Origin of the sequence: Massilia aurea, from assembly GCF_024753205.1 — a bacterium.
Classification (GTDB): Bacteria; Pseudomonadota; Gammaproteobacteria; order Burkholderiales; family Burkholderiaceae_D; genus Telluria; species Telluria aurea.
On record NZ_JANUGZ010000004.1, the window covers coordinates 682167 to 704939 of the forward strand.

Consider the following 22773-nt stretch of genomic DNA (forward strand, 5'->3'; position numbering starts at 1 on the left):
CATGAATAACCTCAGGAGATTACGCATGGCGTGTACAACGAAGCCCTGGAAACCACCGGAGCATCAATACAGCACCGTTCGCACTAAGGTGGCAATCATCATGGTGTCAATCACTGCCGCCATGGCGCCGACTGCAGTGTTAGCGCAGACGACTCAAGCGAAGTCAGGATTGCTTGGGAACTGTGGGGCTGAGCTGAAGACCGCTTTGGCAGACCATGCCGATACCCGGTTGGTGATCGCGAAGCCGTTCAAGCGGGGCGACCGTCTTGTGTTGACAGATGATCCAAGCGCGGCCTCATCAGCTTCGGCAGTCGAGGGGGGCGGTACCGCGCAGCCACCTATCGCCGGGACGGATTTGTGTATGGTTAAGCTGATTGTCGGTCCTGGGAACCCCGGCCCGGCTGGTGCCCCGTCGACATCTGCAGGCATTGGGATTGAAATCTTATTACCCTCGCCACAAACGTGGAACCAGCGCATTCGCGTCTTCGGTAATAGCGGCTGGTCTGGTACGCCACAGGCTAGCCCCACTATTGTCGCCAGCGACGACATCCATTCAGCCGCTGTCACTAAAGGGTTTGTCGTGGCGACGTCGGATAACGGGCATGCTGGCTCACCCGTCGATGCATCGTTCGCGATGAATCCTGACGGTAGCATCAATACCGTCGGATGGCGCGATTTTTCAGAGCGGAGTCTCCACGAACTTGCGGAGAAGACGAAGGCAGTGACACGGGCCTACTACGGTCGCCCGCATCGGTTCGCTTACTGGGATGGATTTTCGACAGGGGGACGACAAGCCCTGAAGGTAGCGCAGCGCTTTCCGGATGACTTCGACGGCATCCTTGCTGGCGCTCCGGCGATTAACTGGAGCACGTTCCACACCGGAAATCTGTACGGCCAGATTGCTATGAAGCAGGAATTGGGACGCGTGATTGCTCCTGAAAAGCTTGCCGTTGTCACAAAAGCTGCCATCCAGGCATGCGGAGGATCGACGCTAGGATTCGTGCTTGACCCGCTGGCTTGCCGATACGATCCCGTGGAGGATTCCGCAGTTTTGTGTCCACACAGCACATCAGCAGGAGCAGCTGCTGCGCCACAGTCAACTTCTTGCATCACTCGCGAAGAAGCAAAGGTGGTTAACAAGCTCTGGTATGGCCAGACGCGAGACGGCAGCGCGCCTTCTCCTGCCGTTGACAATGGCGAGAGCATCGGTCTTTCTGACACAAAGCGGCTATGGTTTGGCTGGACCCGCAGTGTGGAGCTGAAGAATACATCTGCAGGAGGTGCTCCAGGCTTACTTCTCGCTGCGGACCAGGTGGCATTGGAATTGAAAAATCCCTTGCTCGGCAGTACTGGTTTTCGTAATGCGACCGGCAATGGGGAGAATCGCTGGATCACAGAGCTTGATTATGCCGGTCTGGTCAATGCGCGGTCACAGGGATTGGCATTGCAGAGCCAATTCAGTGCAATTAATACCGATAGCTCAAACCTTTCTGCTTTTGCTGCTGCAAAAGGAAAACTGCTGATGTATCACGGCTTGGACGATGAATACATCCCGGTTCAGGGCTCGATACATTACTACCAAAAAGTTGTAGAAAATATGGGCGGAATCAAGAATGCTCAGCGTTTCTATCGATTTTATCTTGTCCCCGGTTTCACTCATAGTGGACGTTCCGAAGGAGCGCCTTTCATTCCAATTCCGCAACCGGCGTCCGGACGCGACGAAATGTTCGCTGCACTCCAGACTTGGGTGGAGCATGACCAGGCACCACAAGATATCAAGGTGCAATCGGGTGACGCCCGTCTGACATTACCACTGTGCCTATTCCCGAAAAAGTTGCGTTATGTCGGAACTGGCTCGGAACAATCAGGTTCAAGCTACAAGTGCCAATGAAATTGGTAATGGCGGGCATCAGGTTCGGCTAGTCTGGCGATGAATTTTTTCAAATCAAAAAGGATGAATCATGAATCGACTCAAAGATAAAGTTGCAATCATCACCGGCGCGGCAGGTGGACAAGGCAAGGCTGAAGCCAAATTGTTCGCGCAAGAAGGAGCCAAAGTCATTGCTACTGACATGAACGGCGAAATGCTTCTGAAAACCGTAAAAGAGATCAATGATGAACTAGGCGGCGAGTCGGTTATTGCAGTCCAGCACGACATCGCGACTGAGGAAGAGTGGGCGCACGTGTTTGCAAAAACCATGGAAAAATTCGGCAAGGTAGACATTCTGGTCAACAACGCGGGGATGCCTGGGAAGACTCATGAGAATGTGTGGGACATTGACACAACAGAGACCATGCGGATTGTGAGCGTAAATCTGGTGGGAACGCTTCTCGGTATCAAAACCGTGATGCCCGAGATGATCAAGAACGGCAAAGGCTCGATCATTAATATTTCTTCGGCAGCTGGACTTGTTGGCGGAATCAGTGGAGGCTCCGTTGCCTATTCGGCGACGAAGGCTGCACTTCAAGGCATCACAAAAGAAATCGCTATCGACGTCGCGAAAAAGGGCATTCGTGTCAATACCGTATTTCCCGGGCTTGTTCGTACGCCTATCATGGATAGTTTTTCCAAGGAAGTTACCGAACGTACCCTTTCGAAAGTGCCGATGGGTTTTCCGGCAGAGCCGATCGATTTGGCATACGCCGTATTATTTCTGGCGTCTGATGAATCAAGGTTCACGACGGGTGCTGACTTTATCATCGATGGTGGATTCACCGCTCAATAATTCGTTTCATTATCAGGATCGAGGAAGTCATGATTCAACACATCGTGCTATTCGGAATAACTAAAGAAACATCGACTGAAGACTTGATGCAAGCCCGTAATCAGCTTCACGCATTAGTTGGAAAAATTCCTGGGCTCGTTTCTTTAAAAGCTGACATTGACATGGGGATTGAGGGGAACTGCAGGCTCGGGTTGGTTGCACACCTCACGGATCGTTCAGCACTCGACGTATTTTCCAAGGATCCAGATCACTTGGCAGTGGCCGATTATATTTCTGGATTTCGAACAAGTATCGCAATCATCGATTACGAAGTTCCAGATTGACTGCTTCAGTTCCAAGTCGGGCTGTTTAATAAATTCTGACTGCGAAGACTCAGAGCAGAAATTAAAAATTTCTCGCCATTGAAGTAATTACTCTAAATTTTGATTTCCCACGGAATAGGACGAAAAATCATGAAAATTGGTATCATAGGAACTGGTTATATCGGCGGAACTTTGATTAAGAAACTCAATCAAGCCGGTCATGACGTAAGAATTTCAGACGCGAGAGGAATCCATCTGATTCCGGAGAATCTTAAAGATTCAGGAATCCAAGTGGTTGAGGTCACGGAGGTATTCTCTGATGTGGATGTCGCAATCCTCTCTGTTCCACTGGTTGTACTGCCAAAATTGGTAGAGGCGGTAAAAGTTGCGTCAAGAGAGTGCGTCTTGATTGATACTTCCAATTATTATCCTTCACGCGATCAAAAAATAGATGCTATTGAAGACGGCAAGGTTGAAAGCATCTGGGTAAAGGAACTACTCGGCCGCGAGGTAGTCAAAGCTTGGAACGCAATGGGATCTGACTCATTAGCCCGACTTGGTACCGCGCCCGGAACGCCTGGCAGGCTCGCCATTCCCGTAGCTGGCGACAATTCCGAACACAAGCGAGTCGCGATGCAGTTAGTCGATGATATCGGGTTTGATCCCGTTGATTCTGGTACTTTGGCCGAATCCTGGCGTCATCAACCAGGTTCACCGGCATATTGTACGGATCTCACGGAAAAAGAACTGGAGGACGCATTGGGCACCGCGGTCAAATCTCGTCTTCCTGCCCGACGCGATATTGCGGTAGAAGCAATTACAGAAAGGTTCGGTGGGGACGGTACAAATCCGGATGCTGCATATCTCGTAAGACTAAACCGAGCATTATTTAGCTGAACCAAGATCGACGAAGCTGCCGCCACTGCTGCTACTGCTGACGAACGCGCCGTCTCTCAACCGAAAGTGGTTTGCCAATGCCGGGTTAGCCTTGTTGTCTGGTGTCGTACTGTTTCACCCAGCGACGGATCACGGTCATGCCAAGATCCGTCATCTGCAGAAATGCGAGATGCCTATGCATACAGCGCATCGTCGAACGTCATCATCATTTGCATGATGATGTCGCCGGCATCAGAACTATCTTTTCCCTCCAATTGCCAACCTGAACAAGCGTGCGGGTCTTACGCCGCCCGATGCTTCGGCTGCTCGCGATGCCTGACAATCACGCGCTCGGTCGCGCCAAAGTGCGCGCCCAGGTGTTCGGCCATGTACACCGAGCGATGCTGTCCACCCGTGCAGCCCACCGCCACCGTCAGGTAGCTGCGGTTGTCGGTCTTGAACGACGGCAGCCACTTGGCGACGAAGTTCTGGATGTCGGACAGCATCTCGACCGCGCTCGGTTGCGCATCGAGGAAGGCGATCACGGGCGCATCCTTGCCGGTGAGCGGGCGCAGCGCCAGGTCATAGTAAGGATTCGGGATTGCGCGCACGTCGAACACGAAGTCGGCGTCGAGCGGCACGCCGACCTTGAAGGCGAACGATTCAAAGAACAGCGTCAGCGGCGCGTGGTCGATTTCGGCCAGTTCCTTGATCCAGCCGCGCAGCTTGTTCGACGAGAGCTCGGACGTGTCGATCACGTGGCCCAGGTTCTCGATCGACGACAGGCGCTCGCGTTCTTCAGCGATGCATTCGATCAGCGTAAGACGCGATGCCGGGTTTTCGCCCGGACGCAGTTCGTGTGACAGCGGATGGCTGCGGCGCGTCTCGGAGAAGCGCGCCACGAGCGAATGGGTGCTCGCGGTCAGGAACATGACCTTGACCGAGTGCCCGTCGTCGCGCAGCCGCTGCACGCTGACTGGCAGTTCGGCCAGCGATTCGGCGCTGCGCGCATCGACTGCGACGGCGATCTTGCCGCCGCCGCTTTCGCTGACGGTATTGACGAGGGCCGTCAGCAGGGCAGGCGGCAGGTTGTCGACGCAGTAGTAACCGGCGTCTTCCAGGACATTCAGGGCCACGGATTTACCCGAGCCGGAAATGCCGGTGATGAGGACGATGTGCATGGGGGCGATGATACCGCAAGCGCCGGTCCTCCGTACACCCGCAGGTCGCGGGCACCGGGTCAATCGGCGCTCATGGCCTGGCGCTGGCGCTCCATGAATTCCTGCAGCGTGTCGATGCCACGCAGTTGCAGGATCGTGTTGCGCACGGCCGCCTCGAGCAGCACGGCGATGTTGCGGCCGGCCGCCACCGGGATGACGACCTTGCGAATCGGCAGGCCCAGCACGTCTTCGGTCGGGAAATGGAAGGGCAGGCGCTCGACTTCTTCGTCCAGCGCACCGCGCTTGACGAGGTGGACGATGAGCTTCAGGCGCATCTTGCGGCGCACCGCCGTCTCGCCAAAGATCGCTTTGATGTCCAAGAGGCCCAGGCCGCGCACCTCGAGCAGGTTTTGCAGCAGCGGCGGGCAGCGGCCTTCGATCATGTTCGGCGCAATGCGTGAGAATTCCACCGCATCGTCGGCCACCAGGCCGTGCGAACGCGAAATCAGTTCCAGGCCCAGTTCGCTCTTGCCTAAGCCGGATTCGCCGGTGATCAGCACGCCCACGCCCAGCACGTCCATGAACACGCCATGCATGATCACGCGCTGGGCCAGCTTCTTGGACAGGTACACGCGCAGGAAGTCGATCACCTGCGCTGCCGGCAGCGGCGTGGAAAACAGCGGGATGTTCTGCTCGTCGCAGATCGCGAGGATGTCGGGCGGCGTTTCCAGCCCCTGCGCGATGATCAGCGCCGGCGGCCCGCCGCCGATCAGTTCGCCAATCACGTGGGTGCGCGAATTGGCTTTCAGGCGGTGGTAGTAATTGAGTTCCTGGTGCCCGAAGACCTGGATGCGGCCCGGGTGGATCAGGTTCAGGTGGCCGACCTGGTCGGCGGCCGACGCGGCGTCGCCGGCGATCTGGCGTTCGCCGCCGGGAAAGCCCGCGAACCAGCCGAGCTGCAGGCTGTCGCGGTTATCGTCGTACAGCCGTTGAATGGTCAGCGGGGACTGCAGCATGGGCATCGTCTTCGTCACAAAAAAGGCGCGCGACATCATTGCCGCGCGTTGCAGTGACGTGAAGTTTAACCCAGAGCTTGCAGGCTGGGTTGCCAGTTGATAATGCGCTCGTGGACAGCCTTCGGGTCGGCGTCGGTCGCCAGCGCAGTGCGGATGGCTTCGTCCGAGAACAGCTCGGCGATTTCCGACAGGATCTCGAGGTGCTGCTGCGTGACGTGGTCCGGAATCAGCAGGAAGAACAGCAGGCTTACCGGCTGGCCATCGGGCGACTCGAACGGAATCGGCTCCTTCAGGCGCACGAACGCGGCCAGGGGCGCCTTCAGGCTCTTGCTGCCCTTGATGCGGCCGTGCGGGACGGCCACGCCGTGGCCGAGGCCAGTGGAGCCGAGACGCTCGCGCGCGAACAGGTTGTCGGACACAATCGAACGGGCAATACCGCAATTGTTCTCGAAGATCAGGCCGGCTTGCTCGAAGGCGCGCTTTTTGCTCGACACTTCGATGTCGAGCTGGACGTTTTCGAGCGAGAGGATTTTGCTTAAATTGGTCATAACATGGGGTGCGTGGCACAAGTGCGCGGCACAAGTGGCGTGCTTGCGAGCACGGATTATAGGCCTGTTTTATGGCCGGGACACTCGAAATCGCGAGCGTCAGGCCAGTTGGCGGGACGGTCGCATGGTGCCCGTCAAAACAGGGCAACAGCAGCGTTGATTCATGTTAACGCCACCACGCAATTTTTTTAACAAATCGCAGAACGCGACCAGTAAATACATGCTTGCGCTGAGATTGGCCGATTTTTGCACACGATCTGCTGAAAAAACAAGCAGTTTCAGTACTGCATCATGCCTGTGCATACTGCCAGGCCCGGCGCACGGCTGTCGCCAAAAACGTACAGGCGTGCGAGTCGCATCCTGTCAGAAACGCGATATTTACTGGCGCGCGCCACGCAGATTCGGCGGTTTGCCGGTGGAGAAATTGGCGCGCCACGGGTTGATATCCAGGCCGCCGCGCCGCGTGTAGCGCGCATACACGGCCAGTTTGGTCGGCTTGCACTGGCGCAGTACGTCCATGAAGATGCGCTCGACACACTGCTCGTGAAACTCATTGTGTTCACGGAAGCCGATCAAATACTTCAGCAAGCCTTCCTGATCGATCTGCGGGCCGACATAGCGGATCTGCACCGTGCCCCAGTCGGGCTGGCCCGTGACCAGGCAGTTCGACTTGAGCAGGTGCGACACCAGCGTTTCTTCGACTTGGCCGTTTTCGTCGTCTGCGCTCAGCAGTTCCGGGGACGGCGAATAGCCGTCGATCTCGACGTCGAGCCGATCCAGCAGCACGCCGTCGAGTTCGCCCATCTTGATCGCACCGAATGCTTCCGGGCTGGTCAGCGTGACATGCACCGGCGCACCGAAGCCGTCCGACAGATCGTCGCGCAGCAGGGCCAGCAGGGCGTCCGGACCGGCCAGGCGGGTCTGGTTGAACGAGTTCAGGTACAGCTTGAACGATTTCGACTCGACGATGTTCGGCGAATCGGCCGGGACCGTGATCGTCGCAATCGCCACCTGCGGCTTGCCGCGCATGTTCAGCCACGACAGTTCATAGGCGTTCCAGATGTCGACACCGAAGAACGGCATGGTGCCGGCATCCGCAAACAGGCCGAGCTCATCGCGCTTTTGCTGGCGCGCGATCGGGAACAGCAGCTCGGGCGCGTACTGGCTCTGGTAGGCGGAGGATTTGCCGAGGGGCGATTGGTCAGGTGTATTCATGGAGATGGGGCGTCAGGCGCCCAAAAACAATTTATAGACGGGATTGCTGCTTTCGTCCCAGTAACGGTAACCAAGCGACGCCAGGAATTGCCTGAACTCGGCCATTTCGGTCGGCGGTACTTGCAGCCCCACGAGGATGCGGCCCACATCGCCACCCTGGTTGCGGTAGTGAAACAGCGAGATATTCCAGTTCGGCGCCATGCTGTCCAGGAAGCGCATCAGCGCGCCCGGCCGTTCAGGGAACTCGAAACGATACAGCAATTCATCGTGGGCCAGCGAACTTTTGCCGCCCACCAAGTGGCGGATATGCAGCTTGGCCAGCTCGTCGCCGGTCAGGTCGAGCGTCTTGTAACCATGCTCTTCGAACGTGCGCGCCAGCAGACCGGACTCGCTGCGGCTGCCCACCTGCACGCCGACGAACACATGTGCTTCGCTGGCATCGCTGATGCGGTAATTGAACTCGGTCACATTGCGTGGCCCGACCAGGCCGCAGAAACTGCGGAAGCTCCCGCGCTGCTCCGGCACGGTGACCGCGAACACCGCTTCGCGCGACTCGCCCAGCTCGGCGCGCTCGGCAACGAAACGCAGGCGGTCGAAGTTCATGTTGGCGCCGCAGGCCACGGCCACCAGCGTTTCACCCTTGATGGGCTCGCGGTCCATCTGCGAGCGCTCGATATACGCCTTGGCGCCGGCGATGGCCAGCGCGCCGGCCGGCTCGAGAATGCTGCGCGTGTCCTGGAACACATCCTGGATCGCGGCGCAGATCGCGTCGGTGTCGACCAGGATGATCTCGTCGACCACCATCTGGGCGACGCGGAAGGTTTCTTCTCCCACCAGGCGCACCGCGGTGCCGTCGGAGAACAGGCCAACATCGTTCAGCGTGACGCGGTGGCCGGCCTTCAGGCTGCGCGCCATCGCGTCCGAATCGAGCGTCTGCACGCCGATGATCTTGATGTCCGGGCGAATTTCCTTGACGTAGGCGCCGATGCCCGCGATCAGGCCGCCACCACCGATGGCAACGAAGATCGCGTGAATCGGGCCGGAATGCTGGCGCAGGATTTCCATGCCGATCGTGCCCTGACCGGCGATCACGTCCGGATCGTCGAACGGGTGCACGAAGGTCATGCGCTGTTCTTTTTCGAGCAGCAGGGCGTGGTTGTAGGCGTCGGTGTACGAGTCGCCGTGCAGCACGATCTCGACGCTGGCGCCGCCGCGCGCCTTGACGGCGTCGATCTTGACGCCGGGCGTGGTCGTGGGCATCACGATCAGTGCGCGGCAGCCGAGGCGGCAGGCCGACAGGGCCACGCCCTGGGCGTGGTTGCCGGCCGAGGCGCAGATCACGCCGCGGGCACGCTGCTCGGGCGTCAGGTTGGCCATCTTGTTGTAGGCGCCGCGCAGCTTGAAGCTGAACACGCTCTGCATGTCTTCGCGCTTGAAATAGATGCGGTTGCCCATGCGCGCGGACAGCGTGGGGGCCAGATCGAGGGGCGTTTGTTCGGCAACGTCATAGACGCGCGCGGTCAGGATTTTTTTGAGATAGTCGGTAGTCATGGTCGAAACACAAGGGTCAGGCCAATGCGGCTGGCGGGACGGACGACGCAAACTGTTCCGCTAAGGTGGGTGACCGTGGCGCGCAGTACGATACGGCGCGCTGGGTGACAGGCGATCGTATCGTGTCGTGACGAAAGTTCCGGACCATTATAATGGACGCCTATTTCCCTCGCCTAAGCTCGCATGATCGAAACCGCTGTCCAATGGCTGCTTGACCTCGTTGCGGCGCCGACTGTCGGGCTGACATCCGTCTTCATCATCAGTTTTATTTCCGCCACGCTGCTGCCGCTGGGTTCCGAGCCGGCCGTGTTTGCGGTGATCAAGGCCAATCCCGCGCTGTTCTGGCCCGCGATCCTGGTCGCGACCATTGGCAATACGCTGGGCGGGGCGGTCGATTACTTCCTTGGCTACCGCGCCAAGGTGGCGTTTGCCAAAGAGCGCCAGAGCCGCTGGTTCGGTTGGCTCAAGCGCTACGGCGCCAAGACGATGCTGCTGTCGTGGCTGCCAGGCGTGGGCGATCCGCTGTGCACGCTGGCCGGCTGGCTGCACCTGCCGTTCTGGCCAAGCCTGATGTATATGGCGATCGGCAAGTTCGCGCGCTACCTGACCATGACGCTGGCGCTGCTGTACGTGCCGGACAGCTTCTGGAAGTCGCTCGGCGACATGCTCACGCGCATTACCGGCTAGACCCGGGAGGCAATGCCTGAACAGGTGGGCATCCTGCCGGCACCATCACCTCAAGGATACTTGCATGACCAACCGCGTTCCTGTACCCCTCGCCAAAGCTTACCGCCTGATGAACCATGGGCCGACCGTCCTGGTGTCCAGTCGCCACGGCGACGCCGTCAACGTGATGGCGGCCGCCTGGTCGATGCCGCTCGATTTCGATCCGCCCAAGGTGGCGGTGGTGATCGACAAGAACACACTCACCCGCAGCATGATCGAGGCATCCGGCGAATTCGCGCTGAACATCCCATCGCGCGAGCTGGCGCGCCTGACCCTGCAGGTGGGGTCGACGTCGGGCCGCGAGGTGGACAAGTTCGCTGCGTTCAATGCGGGTGCCTGGACCGGCGAGCAGGTTGGTGCGCCGCTGCTCGACGGCTGCCTGGCGTGGCTCGAGTGTCGCGTACTCCCTGAACCACATATCCAGAACACGTATGACCTGTTCCTGGGTGAGGTGGTGGCGGCCTGGGCCGACCCTGCGGTGTTTGCGGATGGCCACTGGAATATGGCAGCGGGTGGCAAGAAAAGCATTCACTATGTGGCCGGTGGGCATTTCTTCGAGACCGGCGAGGCGTTCGAGGTGCCGGACAGTCCACGATAACGGTGCAAACCAGGCCGGACGACATATGTCATTCGCGGCGGCGTGCTTGATAAATACTGTGCGCCCGCGCCTGTGGGTGAATAATGTTTGCATATCCGACAAAGTATGAATATTTTGTTGCGTCGCACGCAACGACGGACGGGGCCGCCCCAAGCGTGGTGCAACGCAATACGATAGAATGAACGTCCTTCGGGCCTGTCCGACTGTCGACGAGTATTCATGAACGCCCCCGCACACATCCATACCCTGCTAGCCGATAACGCCCCCGCGCGCCTGCGCGAGATTCCGTACAACTACACCTCGTTCTCGGACCGCGAAATCGTGATCCGGCTGCTCGGTGAGTCGTCGTGGGAGTTGCTGGGCAGCTTGCGCGGCGCCCGCCAGACCGGCCGCTCCGCGCGCATGCTGTACGAGGTGCTGGGCGACATCTGGGTCGTGCGGCGCAATCCGTACCTGCAGGACGACATGCTGGACAACCCGAAGCGCCGGGCCAACCTGATCGAGGCGCTGCACCACCGCCTGGCCGAAGTCGACAAGCGCCGCACCACGGTCGACGCCCAGGATGACGGCGACCCGGCCGTAGTCGCAGCGCGCAGCAGCGCCGTCGAGCAGTTGCTGGCGGCTGCGCGCCGTGCGGTCGACGACTTCGGCCGCGAATTCTCCGAGACGTACGACTTGCGCAAGCGCGCCCTGAAGGTGCTGGGCGCGTACACCGACAAGCGCAATATCCGCTTCGACGGCATGCACCGCATCTCGCACGTGACCGACGCCACCGACTGGCGCGTCGAATATCCGTTCCTGGTGCTGGTGCCGGACACCGAAGACGAGATGGCCGGCCTGGTCAAGGGCTGCATCGAGCTCGGTCTGACCATCATCCCGCGCGGCGGCGGCACCGGCTACACGGGCGGCGCGATTCCGCTCACGCCCATGTCGGCCGTGATCAATACCGAAAAGCTGATCGGCATCGGCGAGGTCGAAATGACCGCCATGCCGGGCCTGGAACAGGATTACGCGACCATCCACACCTATGCGGGCGTGGTCACGCAGCGCGTGTCGCAGGCGGCCGAGAAGGCTGGCTTCGTGTTCGCGGTCGATCCGACGTCGGCGCACGCATCCTGCGTGGGCGGCAATATCGCGATGAACGCGGGCGGCAAGAAGGCCGTGTTGTGGGGCACTGCGCTCGACAACCTGGCCTCATGGCGTATGGTCGACCCCAACGGCGACTGGCTCGATGTCACGCGCATTGCCCACAATCTGGGCAAGATCCACGATGCGCCAAAGGCCGAATTTTTGCTGGAGTGGACGCATCCGTCGGTCAAGGGCGCACCGAAAGGCGCGCCGTTTCGCACCGAGACCTTGATCATCGACGGCAAGCGCTTTCGCAAGGAAGGCCTGGGCAAGGACGTTACCGACAAATTCCTCTCCGGCCTGCCGGGCATCCAGAAAGAGGGCACCGATGGCCTGATCACGTCGGGCCGCTGGATCCTGCACAAGATGCCGAAGTTCACGCGCACCGTGGCTCTCGAATTCTTCGGCCAGGCGCGCGATGCGATTCCGTCGATCGTCGAGATCACGAATTACCTCAACGGCTTGCCGAAGAACGGCGACCCCGCGTTTTCCACGCTGCGCCTGGCAGGCCTGGAACACCTGGACGAGCGCTACCTGCGCGCGGTCGGTTACGCCACCAAGTCCAAGCGCGGCGTGCTGCCGAAAATGGCGCTGTTCGGCGACATCGTCGGCGACGACGAGAACGCGGTGGCGCTGGCGGCCTCGGAAGTCGTGCGCATCGCGAACACCCGCGTGGGCGAAGGTTTTGTCGCCGTCAGCCCCGAAGCGCGCAAGAAGTTCTGGCTCGACCGCGCCCGCACGGCGGCCATCGCGCGCCATACCAATGCCTTCAAGATCAATGAAGACGTGGTCATTCCGCTGCCACGCATGGGCGAATACACCGACGGCATCGAGCGCATCAACGTCGAGCTGTCGATCAAGAACAAGCTGCAGCTGGCCGACGGCCTGCGCGACTACCTGGCGAGCGACCATCTCCCGCTGGCCAAGAGTGATGACGCCAGCAGCGGCGAGGGCGTCGAGCGCGACGAAATCATGGGCGACCGCCCGTTGCAGGCGCGCGCGCTGGTCGACCTGGTGACCAAACGCTGGACCTTCATCCTGGCCAATCTGGATGCGCCGCTGGTCGACGTGCGAGAGCAGCTCGAATCGCTCGGGCTCGACCATCTGTCGGCCGCCTTCGATGCGCGCCTGGCGATCCAGCCCGATGCATGCCTGTTCGACCTGGTGCAGGACCACACGGTGCGTATCTCGTGGAAGGCAGAGCTGCGCGCGCCACTGCGCCAGATCTTCAACGGTAGCGCTTACACCTGCATCCTCGACGAGAGCACGGCAATCCACAAACGCATCCTGCGTTCGCGCGTGTTCGTCGCACTGCACATGCACGCCGGCGACGGCAACGTCCACACCAACCTGCCGGTGAACTCGGACGATTACGAGATGCTGCAGGATGCGCACAAGGCGGTCGAGCGCATCATGAAGCTGGCGCGCTCGCTCGACGGCGTGATCTCGGGTGAACACGGGATCGGCATCACCAAGCTCGAATTCCTGAAGGACGAAGAAATCCAGGAATTCCGCGACTATAAAATCCGCGTCGATCCGGAAGGGCGCTTCAACAAGGGCAAGCTGCTCAATCTGGAAGGCGCCCACGCCGACCTGCGCAACGCCTACACGCCGTCGTTCGGCCTGATGGGCCACGAGTCGCTGATCATGCAGCAAAGCGATATCGGTGAAATCGCCCACAGCATCAAGGACTGCCTGCGCTGTGGCAAGTGCAAACCCGTCTGCACGACGCACGTGCCGCAGGCGAACCTGCTGTATTCGCCGCGCGACAAGATCCTGGCCACGTCGGCGCTGATCGAAGCGTTCCTGTACGAAGAGCAGACCCGCCGCGGTGTCTCGATCCGGCACTGGGAAGAGTTCGAGGACGTCTCGGACCACTGCACCGTGTGCCACAAGTGCGTCACGCCATGCCCGGTGAACATCGACTTCGGCGACGTGTCGATGAACATGCGTAACCTGCTGCGCAAGATGGACAAGCGCAGCTTCAAGCCGGCCAACCGCGCGGCGATGTTCTTCCTGAATGCCACCGATCCGACCACCATCAATGCGACGCGCAAGGTGATGGTCGACTTCGGCTTCAAGGCGCAGCGCTTCGGTAACCGCATGCTCAAGGGCTTTGCCAAGCCGCAGCTGGCCGCGCCCGCGCCGACGACTGGCAAGGCGCCCGTGCGCGAGCAGGTCATCCACTTCATCAACAAGAAGATGCCGGGGAACCTGCCCAAGAAAACGGCGCGCGCACTGCTGGACATCGAAGACGACAAGATCGTCCCGATCATCCGCAACCCGAAGAAGACCAATGCCGACACCGAGGCCGTGTTCTACTTCCCTGGCTGCGGATCCGAGCGTTTGTTCTCGCAGGTGGGCCTGGCCACGCAGGCGATGCTGTGGGAAGTGGGCGTGCAGACCGTGCTGCCGCCGGGTTACCTGTGCTGCGGTTATCCGCAGCGCGGCGCCGGCCAGTTCGACAAGGCCGAGAAGATGGTGACGGACAACCGCGTGCTGTTCCACCGGATGGCCAACACGCTCAACTACCTCGACATCAAGACGGTGCTGGTCTCGTGCGGCACCTGCTACGACCAATTGGCAACGTACCAGTTCGAGAAGATCTTCCCGGGCTGCCGCATCATGGACATCCATGAATACCTGCTCGAAAAGGGCGTCAAGCTCGAAGGCGTGAACGGCACCCGCTACATGTACCACGAGCCGTGCCACACGCCGATGAAGCTGCAGGATTCGATCAAGACGGTCAACGCGCTGGTGTCGACGGTGGACAACGTGAAGATCGAGAAGAACGACCGCTGCTGCGGCGAGTCGGGCACGTTTGCCGTTTCGCGCCCGGACATCGCGACCCAGGTCCGCTCGCGCAAGGAAGGCGAGATGGTCAAGGGCGCCGACAAGCTGCGCGAAGACGGCTTCAAGGGCGATGTCAAGATCCTGACCAGCTGCCCGTCGTGCCTGCAGGGCCTGAGCCGCTACAACGATGATTCGGGCACCACGGCCGACTACATCGTCGTCGAAATCGCCAAGCATCTGCTGGGCGAGAACTGGCTGCCCGAGTACGTCGCACGCGCTAATGCGGGCGGCATCGAGCGGGTGCTGGTATGACGGCGCTGCGCGAACCGGGTTGCGAGCTGTGCGACCTGTCGCTGCCCGCTGCATGGGCCGGCGAGAAATTCAGCGTCATCGTCGTCGACGACGCCAGCTATCCAGGCTTTTGCCGCGTGATCTGGCACGACCACGTGCGCGAGATGAGCGACCTGTCGGCGGATGACCGCTTCTTGATCAACGACGCCGTGTTCCAGGTAGAGACGGCGGTGCGCGAGGTGATGCAGCCATTGAAGGTCAATGTGGCCAGCCTCGGTAACGTGGTGCCGCATCTGCACTGGCACATCATCCCGCGCTATGCCGACGATGCGCACTTTCCGGCGCCTGTATGGGCGCAGGCGGTGCGTGCGACGGAACCTGCTATCCTCGCGGCGCGTCGTGCGCTGCACGACCAATTGGGCGCTGCCATCGCGCGCCGTTTTTCCTGATAAAGAGAGTGTCATGCCACATCCAACCGAATTGACTGTCCACCAGAAATCGCGCGTGCTCGACGTCGCCTACGACGACGGCAGCGCCTTTTCGCTCCCGTTTGAATATCTGCGCGTATATTCGCCATCGGCCGAAGTGAAGGGCCACGGCCCGGGCCAGGAAGTGCTGCAACTTGGCAAGCGCGAAGTCGGCATTGCCGACGTCGAGCAGGTCGGCAACTACGCAATCAAGCCAACCTTCTCGGACGGTCACGATACCGGCATCTTCAGCTGGGATTATCTGTATGAGCTGGGCCAAAGCCAGCAATCGCTGTGGAAGCAGTACGTGGCGCGCCTGCAAGCGGCTGGCTACGATGAAGAGAGTGGCCGCGCGCCGGTGACGCAGTTCGCAGAAGTGGCGGCGGCGAAGTCGGGCGGCGGTGGCTGCGGCTCGGGTAGCTGCGGCTGCTGATTGTCAGCGCGGCGCATTCCCTGCGCCGCAAACGGGGGCGTGACCGTCGAATACCGTCCCTTCAATACAAGCTTCGACACGCGCGTAACGTAAAGTATATTAAAGTAACATACTGTCGATAACAATTACGTTTCCGCAAAGATTTATTGCTAAGTGGCTGTTTGGTAGAGTGTTTTTTCGGTGGCATGGTTAGTGCTAATTACCATGTCTCAACTCACCGGAGACCTATCATGAAAAAAGCCTTGGTTCCTTGCCTGGCATCGGTATTGCTGATGTCTGCTTCTGTGACACAAGCTGTAGAAATCACGTACGCGTCGGCAGTTGCGGCGGACGGGTCTGGCAAGACGAGTCTGCAAACGAACAATGTGTTTGTCGAAACGTTCGATGCGCCTGGCGGTGGGCCAACAATGACAGCCAATATGGTCGCTATTTCGACCGTATCAGGTGGCGGGTTGGCGTATGGCCAAGGTCACCTGCCAGGCGTGTATGCAGCGCCAGCCAACGACACGACGTATTTTGCCTACGGCCCAAGCGCCGGCAGTGGTGCGAACACATCAGAAGTCAATTTCAATTACACCGGCTTGCTGAACTCGCTTGGCAACGGTGCGACCCTGAACTATCTCGGCCTGTATTACGGATCGATCGATATGTACAACGACCTGATCTTCTACAACACTGTCGGTGCTGTCATTCAGACCGTGACGGGCGCATCGCTGATCGCCATGTTCAACGGCGAGCCGGGTAACCCAAATGCGGATAGTTCGAACATCTACGTCAACCTGTTCTTCACACCCGAAGAAGAGTTCACGTCGTTCAGCTTCCGCACCACCGCCCACGCGTTTGAGGTGGATAACCTGGTGGTCGGCTATAACGTTGCGCCGGTGCCTGAGCCAGCCTCGCTCGCCTTGCTGGGTCTCGGCCTGGCCGGTCTAGGCCTGGCACGCCGTCGCATCGGCAAATAACATTGCTGCTATCGATTGAAAAACCTCCCTGACGGGAGGTTTTTTTCTTGGGGCAAGCAAGCACGGACGAACAACCGTAACAGCCGGGGTCAGGTCTGACATTCAGACACGACCTCAGCCTTAACGACTTCCAATAGCGGCTTGCCCAGTGTTGGCATGGCCCGGTGCTAGCCAGTTCGGATAGCAACTGTCGAGATCGTGTCCGAATGTCAGACCTGACCCTCGCTTTTTTAGTCTCCACAAAGACAAAGAGCACATCCGAAGATGTGCTCTTTTGCGTTGCTTGCCCGCCGTAGCGGGCCAGCGGACCTTAAGCTTGCGGCTGGATGTTCGAAGCCTGCTTGCCTTTAGGACCGGTGGTGACGTCGAACGTCACGCGCTGGTTTTCTTGCAGCGACTTGAAGCCGTTGGCGTTGATCGCCGAGAAGTGCGCGAACAGATCTTCGCCGCCGCCGTCAGGCGTGATGAAACCGAAACCTTTTGCGTCATTGAACCACTTAACAATGCCAGTCGCCATTTTTATTCCCTCAAAAATTAATTTTACGTTGATGCCCTGTTTGCGTACCTAGGACAAAAACCAGGGTGACGCCTTACATTGCGAATCTGATTATAGGGCAAACTCTTAAAACGGAAGCAAGATTTTTCAATCGTCTCCGTATTTACCACAAGTCATCCCCCCTGCATGACCGATTTCAGGAATAAATTTCTGCTCAGAAAGTCATTGGCAAACGCAGCGTCAGCGTCACGTCCGGCGTGTCACGCGTGACGCCGGCGCCGACGGCAATGTTGAGCGAGCGTTGCGGACTCAGGCGGTAGGAGTACCCCAGTAGCAGCGTCCCCAGCTGGGTGCGTACCGAGCCGATCGAGGTCGCGCCGTTCTGGCGCATGCGCCCGATCGTGCTGTGGTCATAGCCCAGGCTCAGCGACGCTTTGTCGTTGAGCGCCAGGCCCATGCCAAAGTTAAAGCCCAGCACGGCGCCCGGTTGCAGCGAGCCGAGCGGTTCGCGTTCGCCATTGCGTACCAGGCGCGTCACGTCGTCGCGCTTGAAGTTGTGCACGTAGCTCAGGTTGCCGAAGAAGACGGCCGGATCGGATGGATACAGCCAGGTCAGCGTGCCTTGCAGCGAATGGAAGCCCGAGCCCGTGGGCAGATCCAGCGGCAGGCCGGTGCCGGTGACGTTCTCGCCGATGCAGCGGCGTTCGCAATCGGTGATGACCTCGAACGGATCGCGCCCGGTGCGGCTCTTGTAGCGCAGGCCGGCAATGTAATAGCCCTTGTCGGCGCCGCCGTTATTGAGCTGGTAGCGACCGGCCACTTCAACGTCGCCCATGCCCTTGCCGGTCGTATCGAACACGCGTTCGACCGCCGTGCCGGTGAATATTTCCCGGCTGACGGTGGCGTCGGAGCGGTACACATAAGGCACCTTGACCTCGACCTCCATCCGGTTGCTGATGCCGGTGCGGCCGGTAATCGCGGTGGTGAAGGTATTGCGTTTGATTTCACGCACGTCCACCAGACCGATCAGCAGGGCTGGAATCACCGTGTAGCCGACCAGCGCCACGCGGTTGCTCGACGAGTAACCGTATTGCATCGACGGTTCGAGCACATAGGTCCCGGGCGCCGTGAGCACGCCCGGCTGGTCGCCGATCGGTGCGACTTCCGGCGGCCGGTTCGGTTGCTGGCGGCTGGTGTTTTGCGCCTGCGCCGGCGGGGCCGGCTGGACCGGTGCCGGGGCGGGTACGCCGGGCTGGTCCGGTCGCTGCTGTGGCGGCAGCGGCGCCGGCACGCCCGTTACCGCAGGCGGCAATACGGGCGGCTCGGCCACCGGCGCCTGGCCGCTCATCGAGCCACCCGTGCCGCGCTGCTGCGACAGCAGTACGCCATCGGCCGGCGTCCCCATGCGCTGCAATTGTTCACGCTGCGCCTGCACCTCCAGCAGCAGACGATTGACCAACGCGCGTTGCTGCGCCAGTTCGTCCTTCAGCTGTGACAGTTCGGTATGGGATGGCTGGGCGCCATTGTTCGACAGGGGAGCAACTTGTTGAGCGAGTGCAGGCGGCGCCATAAGGGCCGCCGCCAGGCCCGCAGCGCCGAGCCGCGCGACGTGTGGATACATCCAGATTCTCCAGAGTTATTGTTGGTGGTATTGAACATTCATAGCCCGCCCGGCGAACGCACGACGGCGTCCCGGATCGTCGACTGGAAATTGATGTCCTTGATCAGCGACATGCTGTTGACTGTTGACGAAATGGTGGTCGCGGTGCGGATATCCTGGCCGCTGAGGGTGTTCTGGACCAGCGTCGCACCGTTGGGCAGGTTGAGGTCGGTAGCGGCATAGTTGTTGCCGCCGATCTGGATCATCCGCGCCGCGCCCAGCGCATCCTGGGTCAGGCGCGCCTGTTCGGCTGTCATGGCCGCCAGATCGGGGATGGCGATATTCGTGCGCGCCATGATTTCGCCGTTGATCGACACAACGCGCTCGATGCCGAGCGACAGCGACAGGCCGCCAGCCACCTCGAAGCCGCCACGGGTGGCGTCCAGCGTCGTGGCGGCAACCGGCGTGCCAAGTACCGGTACGATCGGCTCGGCGGCCTGGGCGAGCGTCAGGGCGCCCGCCAACAGGCCCAGCAAGGCAGTGTGCGAAGGGTAGGGTGGAAGGCGCATGGTGGTCCCCGTTAAAAATCGCCCGGCCCGAACTTGGGCAGGGTCGCGCTCAGCTGGTCCTGGTGCATGCCGGTGCCCAGTGGCGCACGCGGCGCGCCACGCCAGTCTTCCGGTGTGTTGAAGGCAACCTGGTCCTTGTGGCTGTGGATCACGAACAAGATCTTGTTACGCCAGATTTCCTGGAACCGTTCCATGCTCACGACGCGGTTGCCGGTGGACGGGTCGCCAATCAGGATGCGGCCGTCTTCGGCGCCTTTGATGACCACGAAATGGTTGAAGCCGCGGTCGGTGATGAGGACGATGGCGGGCAGTTTTTCGGCGATCAGTTTTTCAATGGGCAGCTTGAAGCCGTCGGCGCGAAACCCGCGCGTGGCAAGAAAGCGCTGCATGTCGAGCAGCGAAAAACCTTCCTTGTGAATCTTGGTCTTGTCGCCGCTGGCATACATCTGCTGGAACACGTCCTGTTCGGGCGTGGGCGTCTGATAGTGGTGCGACAGCAAGGTGGCCAGCGCGGCGGCGCCGCAGCTGTAGTCATATTGCTGGCGCAGCGTGCGCTGGAATTTGATGTCCTTGAGACTGGTCACCGGCACGTTGACGCGCCCGACGCCGGCCAGATCCAGCGCATGCGCACTGTGCGGCGCAAGCAGGGCACCGCACAGTGCGAGGATCATCAGCAAATAAGGGCCTGGTGTCATGCTTATTGCAGTTGCAGGTTGATGACGGTCGCGTTCTGGATCAGGACGTTCGCGCCGGAATTCTGGATCACGACTGGCAAGCCCGATGCGTTGGCGAACGAGCCGCCGCTGATCACGTTCATGCCGGTGGTCACGTTGGTGGCCGTGTTGTTGCCGACCGTGCCGCCCAGCGTCGCTTCGGTGGTAATGATGTCGGTGCCGCCGCGCAGGTCGCCCAGGACAGCAGCGTCGGTGGTCTTGCCCCAGCCGCTCGCGAGATCGTCGCCGGCGGCCGGCGCCACGTTCACTGTCGACAAAAAGCTCACCGCCACCGGCAATCTGGCCGGCTCGGTGATCTGGGCTGCCGCTGGCAGAGCAGCGCCTGCCGTCAGCACGAGAAATCCAATCTGGTGTAGTTGTTTCATGATGCCTCGCTCGAAAGGACCGCCATGCGGGCAAAGCGCCGCATGGCGGGAGTGCAGGGCGCGCAGCGTGCCCTGCACCCATTGCCTGATTACTGGCCTGCGCCGCCGACGTTCATGTTCGACTGCACGTTGACGCTTTGCTGGATCAGCGAGGAGAAGCCGTTGTTCTGGCTGATGATCGAGATGCCGGCTGCCGACTGGGCGATGTTGTTCATCGAGTTCGACATGTCGAACGAGCCCGAGCTGACGTTGTTGGTGCCGCCATTGCCGCCGGTGCCCGAGCCGCCAAAGCCGCCGGTACCTGCACCGGCCGTCATTTCGCCGCCCGAACCACCTGCGCCGGACGTGGTTGCACCGCCTGCGCCGCCGCTGCCGCCAGCGCCCGACGATGCGTCACCCGAGGTGGCCGAGCCGCCCGTGGCGCCGCCGTTGGTGGCCGCGCCGCCTGCACCGCTGGCGCCGGTCGATGCAGTCGCTTCCGCGCCCGAACCGCCCATGCCGCCAGTGCCTGCCGTGCCGCCCTGGCCTGCGCCGCCCGCGCCGCCAGTGCCGGTCGCACCGTTGCCGCCCATGCCAGCCGTACCGGCTGCGCCCGAACCACCGGTGCCTGCCGTGCCAGTGGCGCCCGCGCCACCCGTGCCGGCCAGTGCCGCGCCGGCGCCGCCGGTGCCGCCGGTCGAGGCGCCGCCTGCTGCGCCGCTACCCGAGGTGTTCGACGATGCGGCGCCCGAGCCGCCCGCGCCGCCCGCTGCACCGGCGCCGCCCAGGCCTGCCGTCGAGTCGCCTGCGCCGTTGGTGCTGGCGCCGCTGGTCGGGCTGCCGGCCGTGCTGGTGCCGCCGGTATTGCTCGGTGCGCCGCTGGCGCCGCCCGTGCCTGCCGTTTCGCTGCCCGGCATGCCGCCTGCGCCCGAAGTCGCCGTGGCGTCCCCGATGCCGGCGCCGCCGCCGCTTGCGCCGTTCGAGGCCGTCAGGGTCGAACCGGCCGAGGTGCCGCCCATGCCGCCTGCGCCGCCCGTGCCGCCTGCTGCGCCCGCGCCGCCCCATGCCGAGCCGGTGTTGCCACCCGCGCCGCCCGCGCCGCCTGTTGCAGCGCCGGTGCCGCCGCCATTGCCGCCAGCCAGCGAGCCGGTCGAGCCGCCTGCGCCGCCCATGGCCGAGCCGCCTGCCGCGCCCGAGCCACCATTGGCCGCGCCACCCGATGCGCCCGCGCCGCCCAGGCCGGCGCCGCCTGCCGCGCCGTTGCCGCCGGCAGCGTAGCCGCCCATCGCGCCCGCTGCGCCCGCACCGCCCGTGGCGCCTGCAGCACCCGTGGACCCGCTTGCGCCGCCAGCTGCGTTGCCGACAGTCGATGCGCCGGTCGAGGCGGTGCCGGCAGCAGCATAGCCGCCAGCCCCGCCTGCCGCGCCTGCCGCACCCGAGGCCGCGCCGCCAGCAGCACCGGTGCCGTTCGCCCCGCCGCCATAGCCCACGCCGCCTGCCGCGCCGGAACCGGTTGCACCGTTGGCGCCGCCGTTGTTCTGTGCGGTGTTGCCGATATTGCTGATGTTATTGCCGCTGACGTTGCCGGTCAGGGCGCTGGTGGAGGTTGCCGACGAGGTGTTGAACGAATTCGCCACCGACGAGCTGGCGGTGCCGCCGTTGTTGGCTGCCGCAGCACCGGCCGCTTGGGCGCTGGCGTCGCCCGAGCTGTTGTTCTGGCCCGAGCTGTTCTGGCTGCTGTCGCTGTTGTTGGTGGTCGTGGTGGCGATGTCCGTGGTGTCGTTGCTGTCAACCTGCATGTTGCGGGTATCGGACTGGTTGCTGGTCTGGCTGTTGCTGTTGTTCGTCGTGTTGTTCGAGACGCGGTTGTCCGAGTTGTCCACCTGGTTATTGGTGGTGCTTGTGGTGGTGTTCGTGTTGGTGCGCTGGCTGTTGTCGGTCTGCGCGTTGGAGTTCGTATTGTTTGCTGTGTTGTTGCTGTCCGTCTGGCTGTTGTTGGTGTTGGTGCTGGTTGCCGTGTTGTTGCTGTCGGCCTGGCTGTTGTTGGTATTGGTCGCGGTGTTGTTGCTGTTCCGGGAATCCGTCAGGGAGCTGCTGTCCGTGTTGGTTGTGTTGGTCATCGTCGACGTTTGGGTATTGCCGCCACGGACGTCATTAACGGTGTTCTCTTGTGCGTGGGCCATGCTGAAAGCCAGGGCGATCGCGGTTGCCAGGATAGTGCGCTTCATTGTTGCTCCC

21 protein-coding genes are annotated in these 22773 nt (G+C 61.2%); 10 read left to right on the forward strand and 11 right to left on the reverse strand.

Features of this window, described 5'->3' with window-relative positions; translation table 11 throughout:
* Window positions 1–25: 25 nt before the first annotated feature.
* The 4 genes from NX775_RS18120 to NX775_RS18135 all read left to right on the forward strand — a co-directional run bounded on the left by NX775_RS18120 (window position 26) and on the right by NX775_RS18135 (window position 3925).
* Complete coding sequence (locus tag NX775_RS18120; protein WP_258837224.1) at window positions 26–1891, forward strand: tannase/feruloyl esterase family alpha/beta hydrolase; 1866 nt, start codon at window positions 26–28, stop codon at window positions 1889–1891.
* A 70-nt stretch (window positions 1892–1961) separates the two neighbouring features.
* Window positions 1962–2726: an SDR family NAD(P)-dependent oxidoreductase gene (locus NX775_RS18125; protein ID WP_258837225.1), complete on the forward strand. Its 765-nt coding sequence runs from the start codon at window positions 1962–1964 to the stop codon at window positions 2724–2726.
* Between the two features lie 29 nt (window positions 2727–2755).
* Entirely contained in the window at window positions 2756–3049 is a 294-nt protein-coding gene (locus tag NX775_RS18130; protein ID WP_258837226.1) for a Dabb family protein, read from the forward strand.
* 129 nt (window positions 3050–3178) lie between these two features.
* On the forward strand, window positions 3179–3925 hold the full coding sequence (locus tag NX775_RS18135) for an NADPH-dependent F420 reductase (RefSeq protein ID WP_258837227.1): 747 nt from the start codon (window positions 3179–3181) through the stop codon (window positions 3923–3925).
* Between the two features lie 281 nt (window positions 3926–4206).
* Here NX775_RS18135 and rapZ read toward each other — a convergent pair whose 3' ends face one another.
* The 5 genes from rapZ to ilvA all read right to left on the reverse strand — a co-directional run bounded on the left by rapZ (window position 4207) and on the right by ilvA (window position 9394).
* A complete protein-coding gene (rapZ, locus tag NX775_RS18140; protein WP_258837228.1) occupies window positions 4207–5085 on the reverse strand; it encodes an RNase adapter RapZ in 879 nt (292 codons plus the stop codon).
* 59 nt (window positions 5086–5144) lie between these two features.
* Entirely contained in the window at window positions 5145–6080 is a 936-nt protein-coding gene (gene hprK, locus NX775_RS18145; RefSeq protein WP_183554122.1) for an HPr(Ser) kinase/phosphatase, read from the reverse strand.
* Window positions 6081–6145: 65 nt separating this feature from the next.
* On the reverse strand, window positions 6146–6628 hold the full coding sequence (locus tag NX775_RS18150) for a PTS sugar transporter subunit IIA (protein ID WP_183554119.1): 483 nt from the start codon (window positions 6626–6628) through the stop codon (window positions 6146–6148).
* Window positions 6629–7006: 378 nt separating this feature from the next.
* A complete protein-coding gene (gene queF, locus NX775_RS18155; RefSeq protein ID WP_183554115.1) occupies window positions 7007–7843 on the reverse strand; it encodes an NADPH-dependent 7-cyano-7-deazaguanine reductase QueF in 837 nt (278 codons plus the stop codon).
* Window positions 7844–7855: 12 nt separating this feature from the next.
* On the reverse strand, window positions 7856–9394 hold the full coding sequence (gene ilvA, locus NX775_RS18160; protein ID WP_258837229.1) for a threonine ammonia-lyase, biosynthetic: 1539 nt from the start codon (window positions 9392–9394) through the stop codon (window positions 7856–7858).
* Between the two features lie 183 nt (window positions 9395–9577).
* Here ilvA and NX775_RS18165 point away from each other — a divergent pair, with 183 nt between their 5' ends.
* The 6 genes from NX775_RS18165 (at window position 9578) to NX775_RS18190 (ending at window position 16792) form a co-directional block, all read left to right on the forward strand.
* On the forward strand, window positions 9578–10081 hold the full coding sequence (locus NX775_RS18165; protein WP_258837230.1) for a YqaA family protein: 504 nt from the start codon (window positions 9578–9580) through the stop codon (window positions 10079–10081).
* A 64-nt stretch (window positions 10082–10145) separates the two neighbouring features.
* Window positions 10146–10718, forward strand: coding sequence for a flavin reductase family protein (locus NX775_RS18170; RefSeq protein WP_258837231.1), 573 nt, complete (start codon window positions 10146–10148; stop codon window positions 10716–10718).
* A 219-nt stretch (window positions 10719–10937) separates the two neighbouring features.
* Window positions 10938–14951, forward strand: coding sequence for a DUF3683 domain-containing protein (locus NX775_RS18175; RefSeq protein ID WP_258837232.1), 4014 nt, complete (start codon window positions 10938–10940; stop codon window positions 14949–14951).
* Window positions 14948–15379 (forward strand): HIT family protein, encoded by a 432-nt coding sequence (locus NX775_RS18180; RefSeq protein ID WP_258837233.1) that lies wholly within the window; start codon window positions 14948–14950, stop codon window positions 15377–15379. Before NX775_RS18175 ends, NX775_RS18180 begins: the two co-directional genes overlap by 4 nt.
* Window positions 15380–15392: 13 nt before the next feature.
* A complete protein-coding gene (locus tag NX775_RS18185; RefSeq protein WP_258837234.1) occupies window positions 15393–15830 on the forward strand; it encodes a gamma-butyrobetaine hydroxylase family protein in 438 nt (145 codons plus the stop codon).
* Window positions 15831–16060: 230 nt separating this feature from the next.
* A complete protein-coding gene (locus NX775_RS18190; RefSeq protein WP_258837235.1) occupies window positions 16061–16792 on the forward strand; it encodes an Npun_F0296 family exosortase-dependent surface protein in 732 nt (243 codons plus the stop codon).
* Between the two features lie 310 nt (window positions 16793–17102).
* On the opposite strand, the gene NX775_RS18195 is transcribed toward NX775_RS18190, so the two are convergent.
* The 6 genes from NX775_RS18195 to NX775_RS18220 form a co-directional block, all read right to left on the reverse strand.
* The gene (locus NX775_RS18195) at window positions 17103–17309 is read right to left on the reverse strand and encodes a cold-shock protein (protein ID WP_183554103.1); all 207 of its coding nucleotides are present in this window, start codon (window positions 17307–17309) and stop codon (window positions 17103–17105) included.
* A gap of 193 nt (window positions 17310–17502) precedes the next feature.
* The gene (locus NX775_RS18200) at window positions 17503–18909 is read right to left on the reverse strand and encodes a hypothetical protein (RefSeq protein WP_258837236.1); all 1407 of its coding nucleotides are present in this window, start codon (window positions 18907–18909) and stop codon (window positions 17503–17505) included.
* A 38-nt stretch (window positions 18910–18947) separates the two neighbouring features.
* Window positions 18948–19457, reverse strand: a complete 510-nt coding sequence (locus NX775_RS18205) for a hypothetical protein (protein WP_258837237.1) — start codon at window positions 19455–19457, stop codon at window positions 18948–18950.
* Window positions 19458–19468: 11 nt separating this feature from the next.
* Entirely contained in the window at window positions 19469–20152 is a 684-nt protein-coding gene (locus NX775_RS18210) for a C39 family peptidase (RefSeq protein ID WP_258837238.1), read from the reverse strand.
* 2 nt (window positions 20153–20154) lie between these two features.
* Window positions 20155–20556 carry a hypothetical protein gene (locus NX775_RS18215; RefSeq protein WP_258837239.1) on the reverse strand — a complete coding sequence of 134 codons (402 nt, stop codon included), beginning with the start codon at window positions 20554–20556 and terminating at the stop codon, window positions 20155–20157.
* Between the two features lie 89 nt (window positions 20557–20645).
* Window positions 20646–22763: a hypothetical protein gene (locus tag NX775_RS18220; RefSeq protein WP_258837240.1), complete on the reverse strand. Its 2118-nt coding sequence runs from the start codon at window positions 22761–22763 to the stop codon at window positions 20646–20648.
* Between the last annotated feature and the right edge of the window lie 10 nt (window positions 22764–22773).

What these genes read in the sequence shown, in the direction of transcription:
- NX775_RS18200 (WP_258837236.1), bottom strand. Translation starts at nt 18,909, where the DNA reads ATGTATCCACACGTCGCGCGGCTCGGCGCTGCGGGCCTGGCGGCGGCC.
- NX775_RS18190 (WP_258837235.1), top strand. Translation starts at nt 16,061, where the DNA reads ATGAAAAAAGCCTTGGTTCCTTGCCTGGCATCGGTATTGCTGATGTCT.
- NX775_RS18185 (WP_258837234.1), top strand. Translation starts at nt 15,393, where the DNA reads ATGCCACATCCAACCGAATTGACTGTCCACCAGAAATCGCGCGTGCTC.
- NX775_RS18215 (WP_258837239.1), bottom strand. Translation starts at nt 20,556, where the DNA reads ATGAAACAACTACACCAGATTGGATTTCTCGTGCTGACGGCAGGCGCT.
- NX775_RS18135 (WP_258837227.1), top strand. Translation starts at nt 3,179, where the DNA reads ATGAAAATTGGTATCATAGGAACTGGTTATATCGGCGGAACTTTGATT.
- NX775_RS18210 (WP_258837238.1), bottom strand. Translation starts at nt 20,152, where the DNA reads ATGACACCAGGCCCTTATTTGCTGATGATCCTCGCACTGTGCGGTGCC.
- NX775_RS18175 (WP_258837232.1), top strand. Translation starts at nt 10,938, where the DNA reads ATGAACGCCCCCGCACACATCCATACCCTGCTAGCCGATAACGCCCCC.
- NX775_RS18165 (WP_258837230.1), top strand. Translation starts at nt 9,578, where the DNA reads ATGATCGAAACCGCTGTCCAATGGCTGCTTGACCTCGTTGCGGCGCCG.
- NX775_RS18120 (WP_258837224.1), top strand. Translation starts at nt 26, where the DNA reads ATGGCGTGTACAACGAAGCCCTGGAAACCACCGGAGCATCAATACAGC.
- NX775_RS18220 (WP_258837240.1), bottom strand. Translation starts at nt 22,763, where the DNA reads ATGAAGCGCACTATCCTGGCAACCGCGATCGCCCTGGCTTTCAGCATG.
- NX775_RS18195 (WP_183554103.1), bottom strand. Translation starts at nt 17,309, where the DNA reads ATGGCGACTGGCATTGTTAAGTGGTTCAATGACGCAAAAGGTTTCGGT.
- NX775_RS18130 (WP_258837226.1), top strand. Translation starts at nt 2,756, where the DNA reads ATGATTCAACACATCGTGCTATTCGGAATAACTAAAGAAACATCGACT.
- hprK (WP_183554122.1), bottom strand. Translation starts at nt 6,080, where the DNA reads ATGCTGCAGTCCCCGCTGACCATTCAACGGCTGTACGACGATAACCGC.
- rapZ (WP_258837228.1), bottom strand. Translation starts at nt 5,085, where the DNA reads ATGCACATCGTCCTCATCACCGGCATTTCCGGCTCGGGTAAATCCGTG.
- NX775_RS18205 (WP_258837237.1), bottom strand. Translation starts at nt 19,457, where the DNA reads ATGCGCCTTCCACCCTACCCTTCGCACACTGCCTTGCTGGGCCTGTTG.
- NX775_RS18180 (WP_258837233.1), top strand. Translation starts at nt 14,948, where the DNA reads ATGACGGCGCTGCGCGAACCGGGTTGCGAGCTGTGCGACCTGTCGCTG.
- NX775_RS18150 (WP_183554119.1), bottom strand. Translation starts at nt 6,628, where the DNA reads ATGACCAATTTAAGCAAAATCCTCTCGCTCGAAAACGTCCAGCTCGAC.
- NX775_RS18170 (WP_258837231.1), top strand. Translation starts at nt 10,146, where the DNA reads ATGACCAACCGCGTTCCTGTACCCCTCGCCAAAGCTTACCGCCTGATG.
- ilvA (WP_258837229.1), bottom strand. Translation starts at nt 9,394, where the DNA reads ATGACTACCGACTATCTCAAAAAAATCCTGACCGCGCGCGTCTATGAC.
- NX775_RS18125 (WP_258837225.1), top strand. Translation starts at nt 1,962, where the DNA reads ATGAATCGACTCAAAGATAAAGTTGCAATCATCACCGGCGCGGCAGGT.
- queF (WP_183554115.1), bottom strand. Translation starts at nt 7,843, where the DNA reads ATGAATACACCTGACCAATCGCCCCTCGGCAAATCCTCCGCCTACCAG.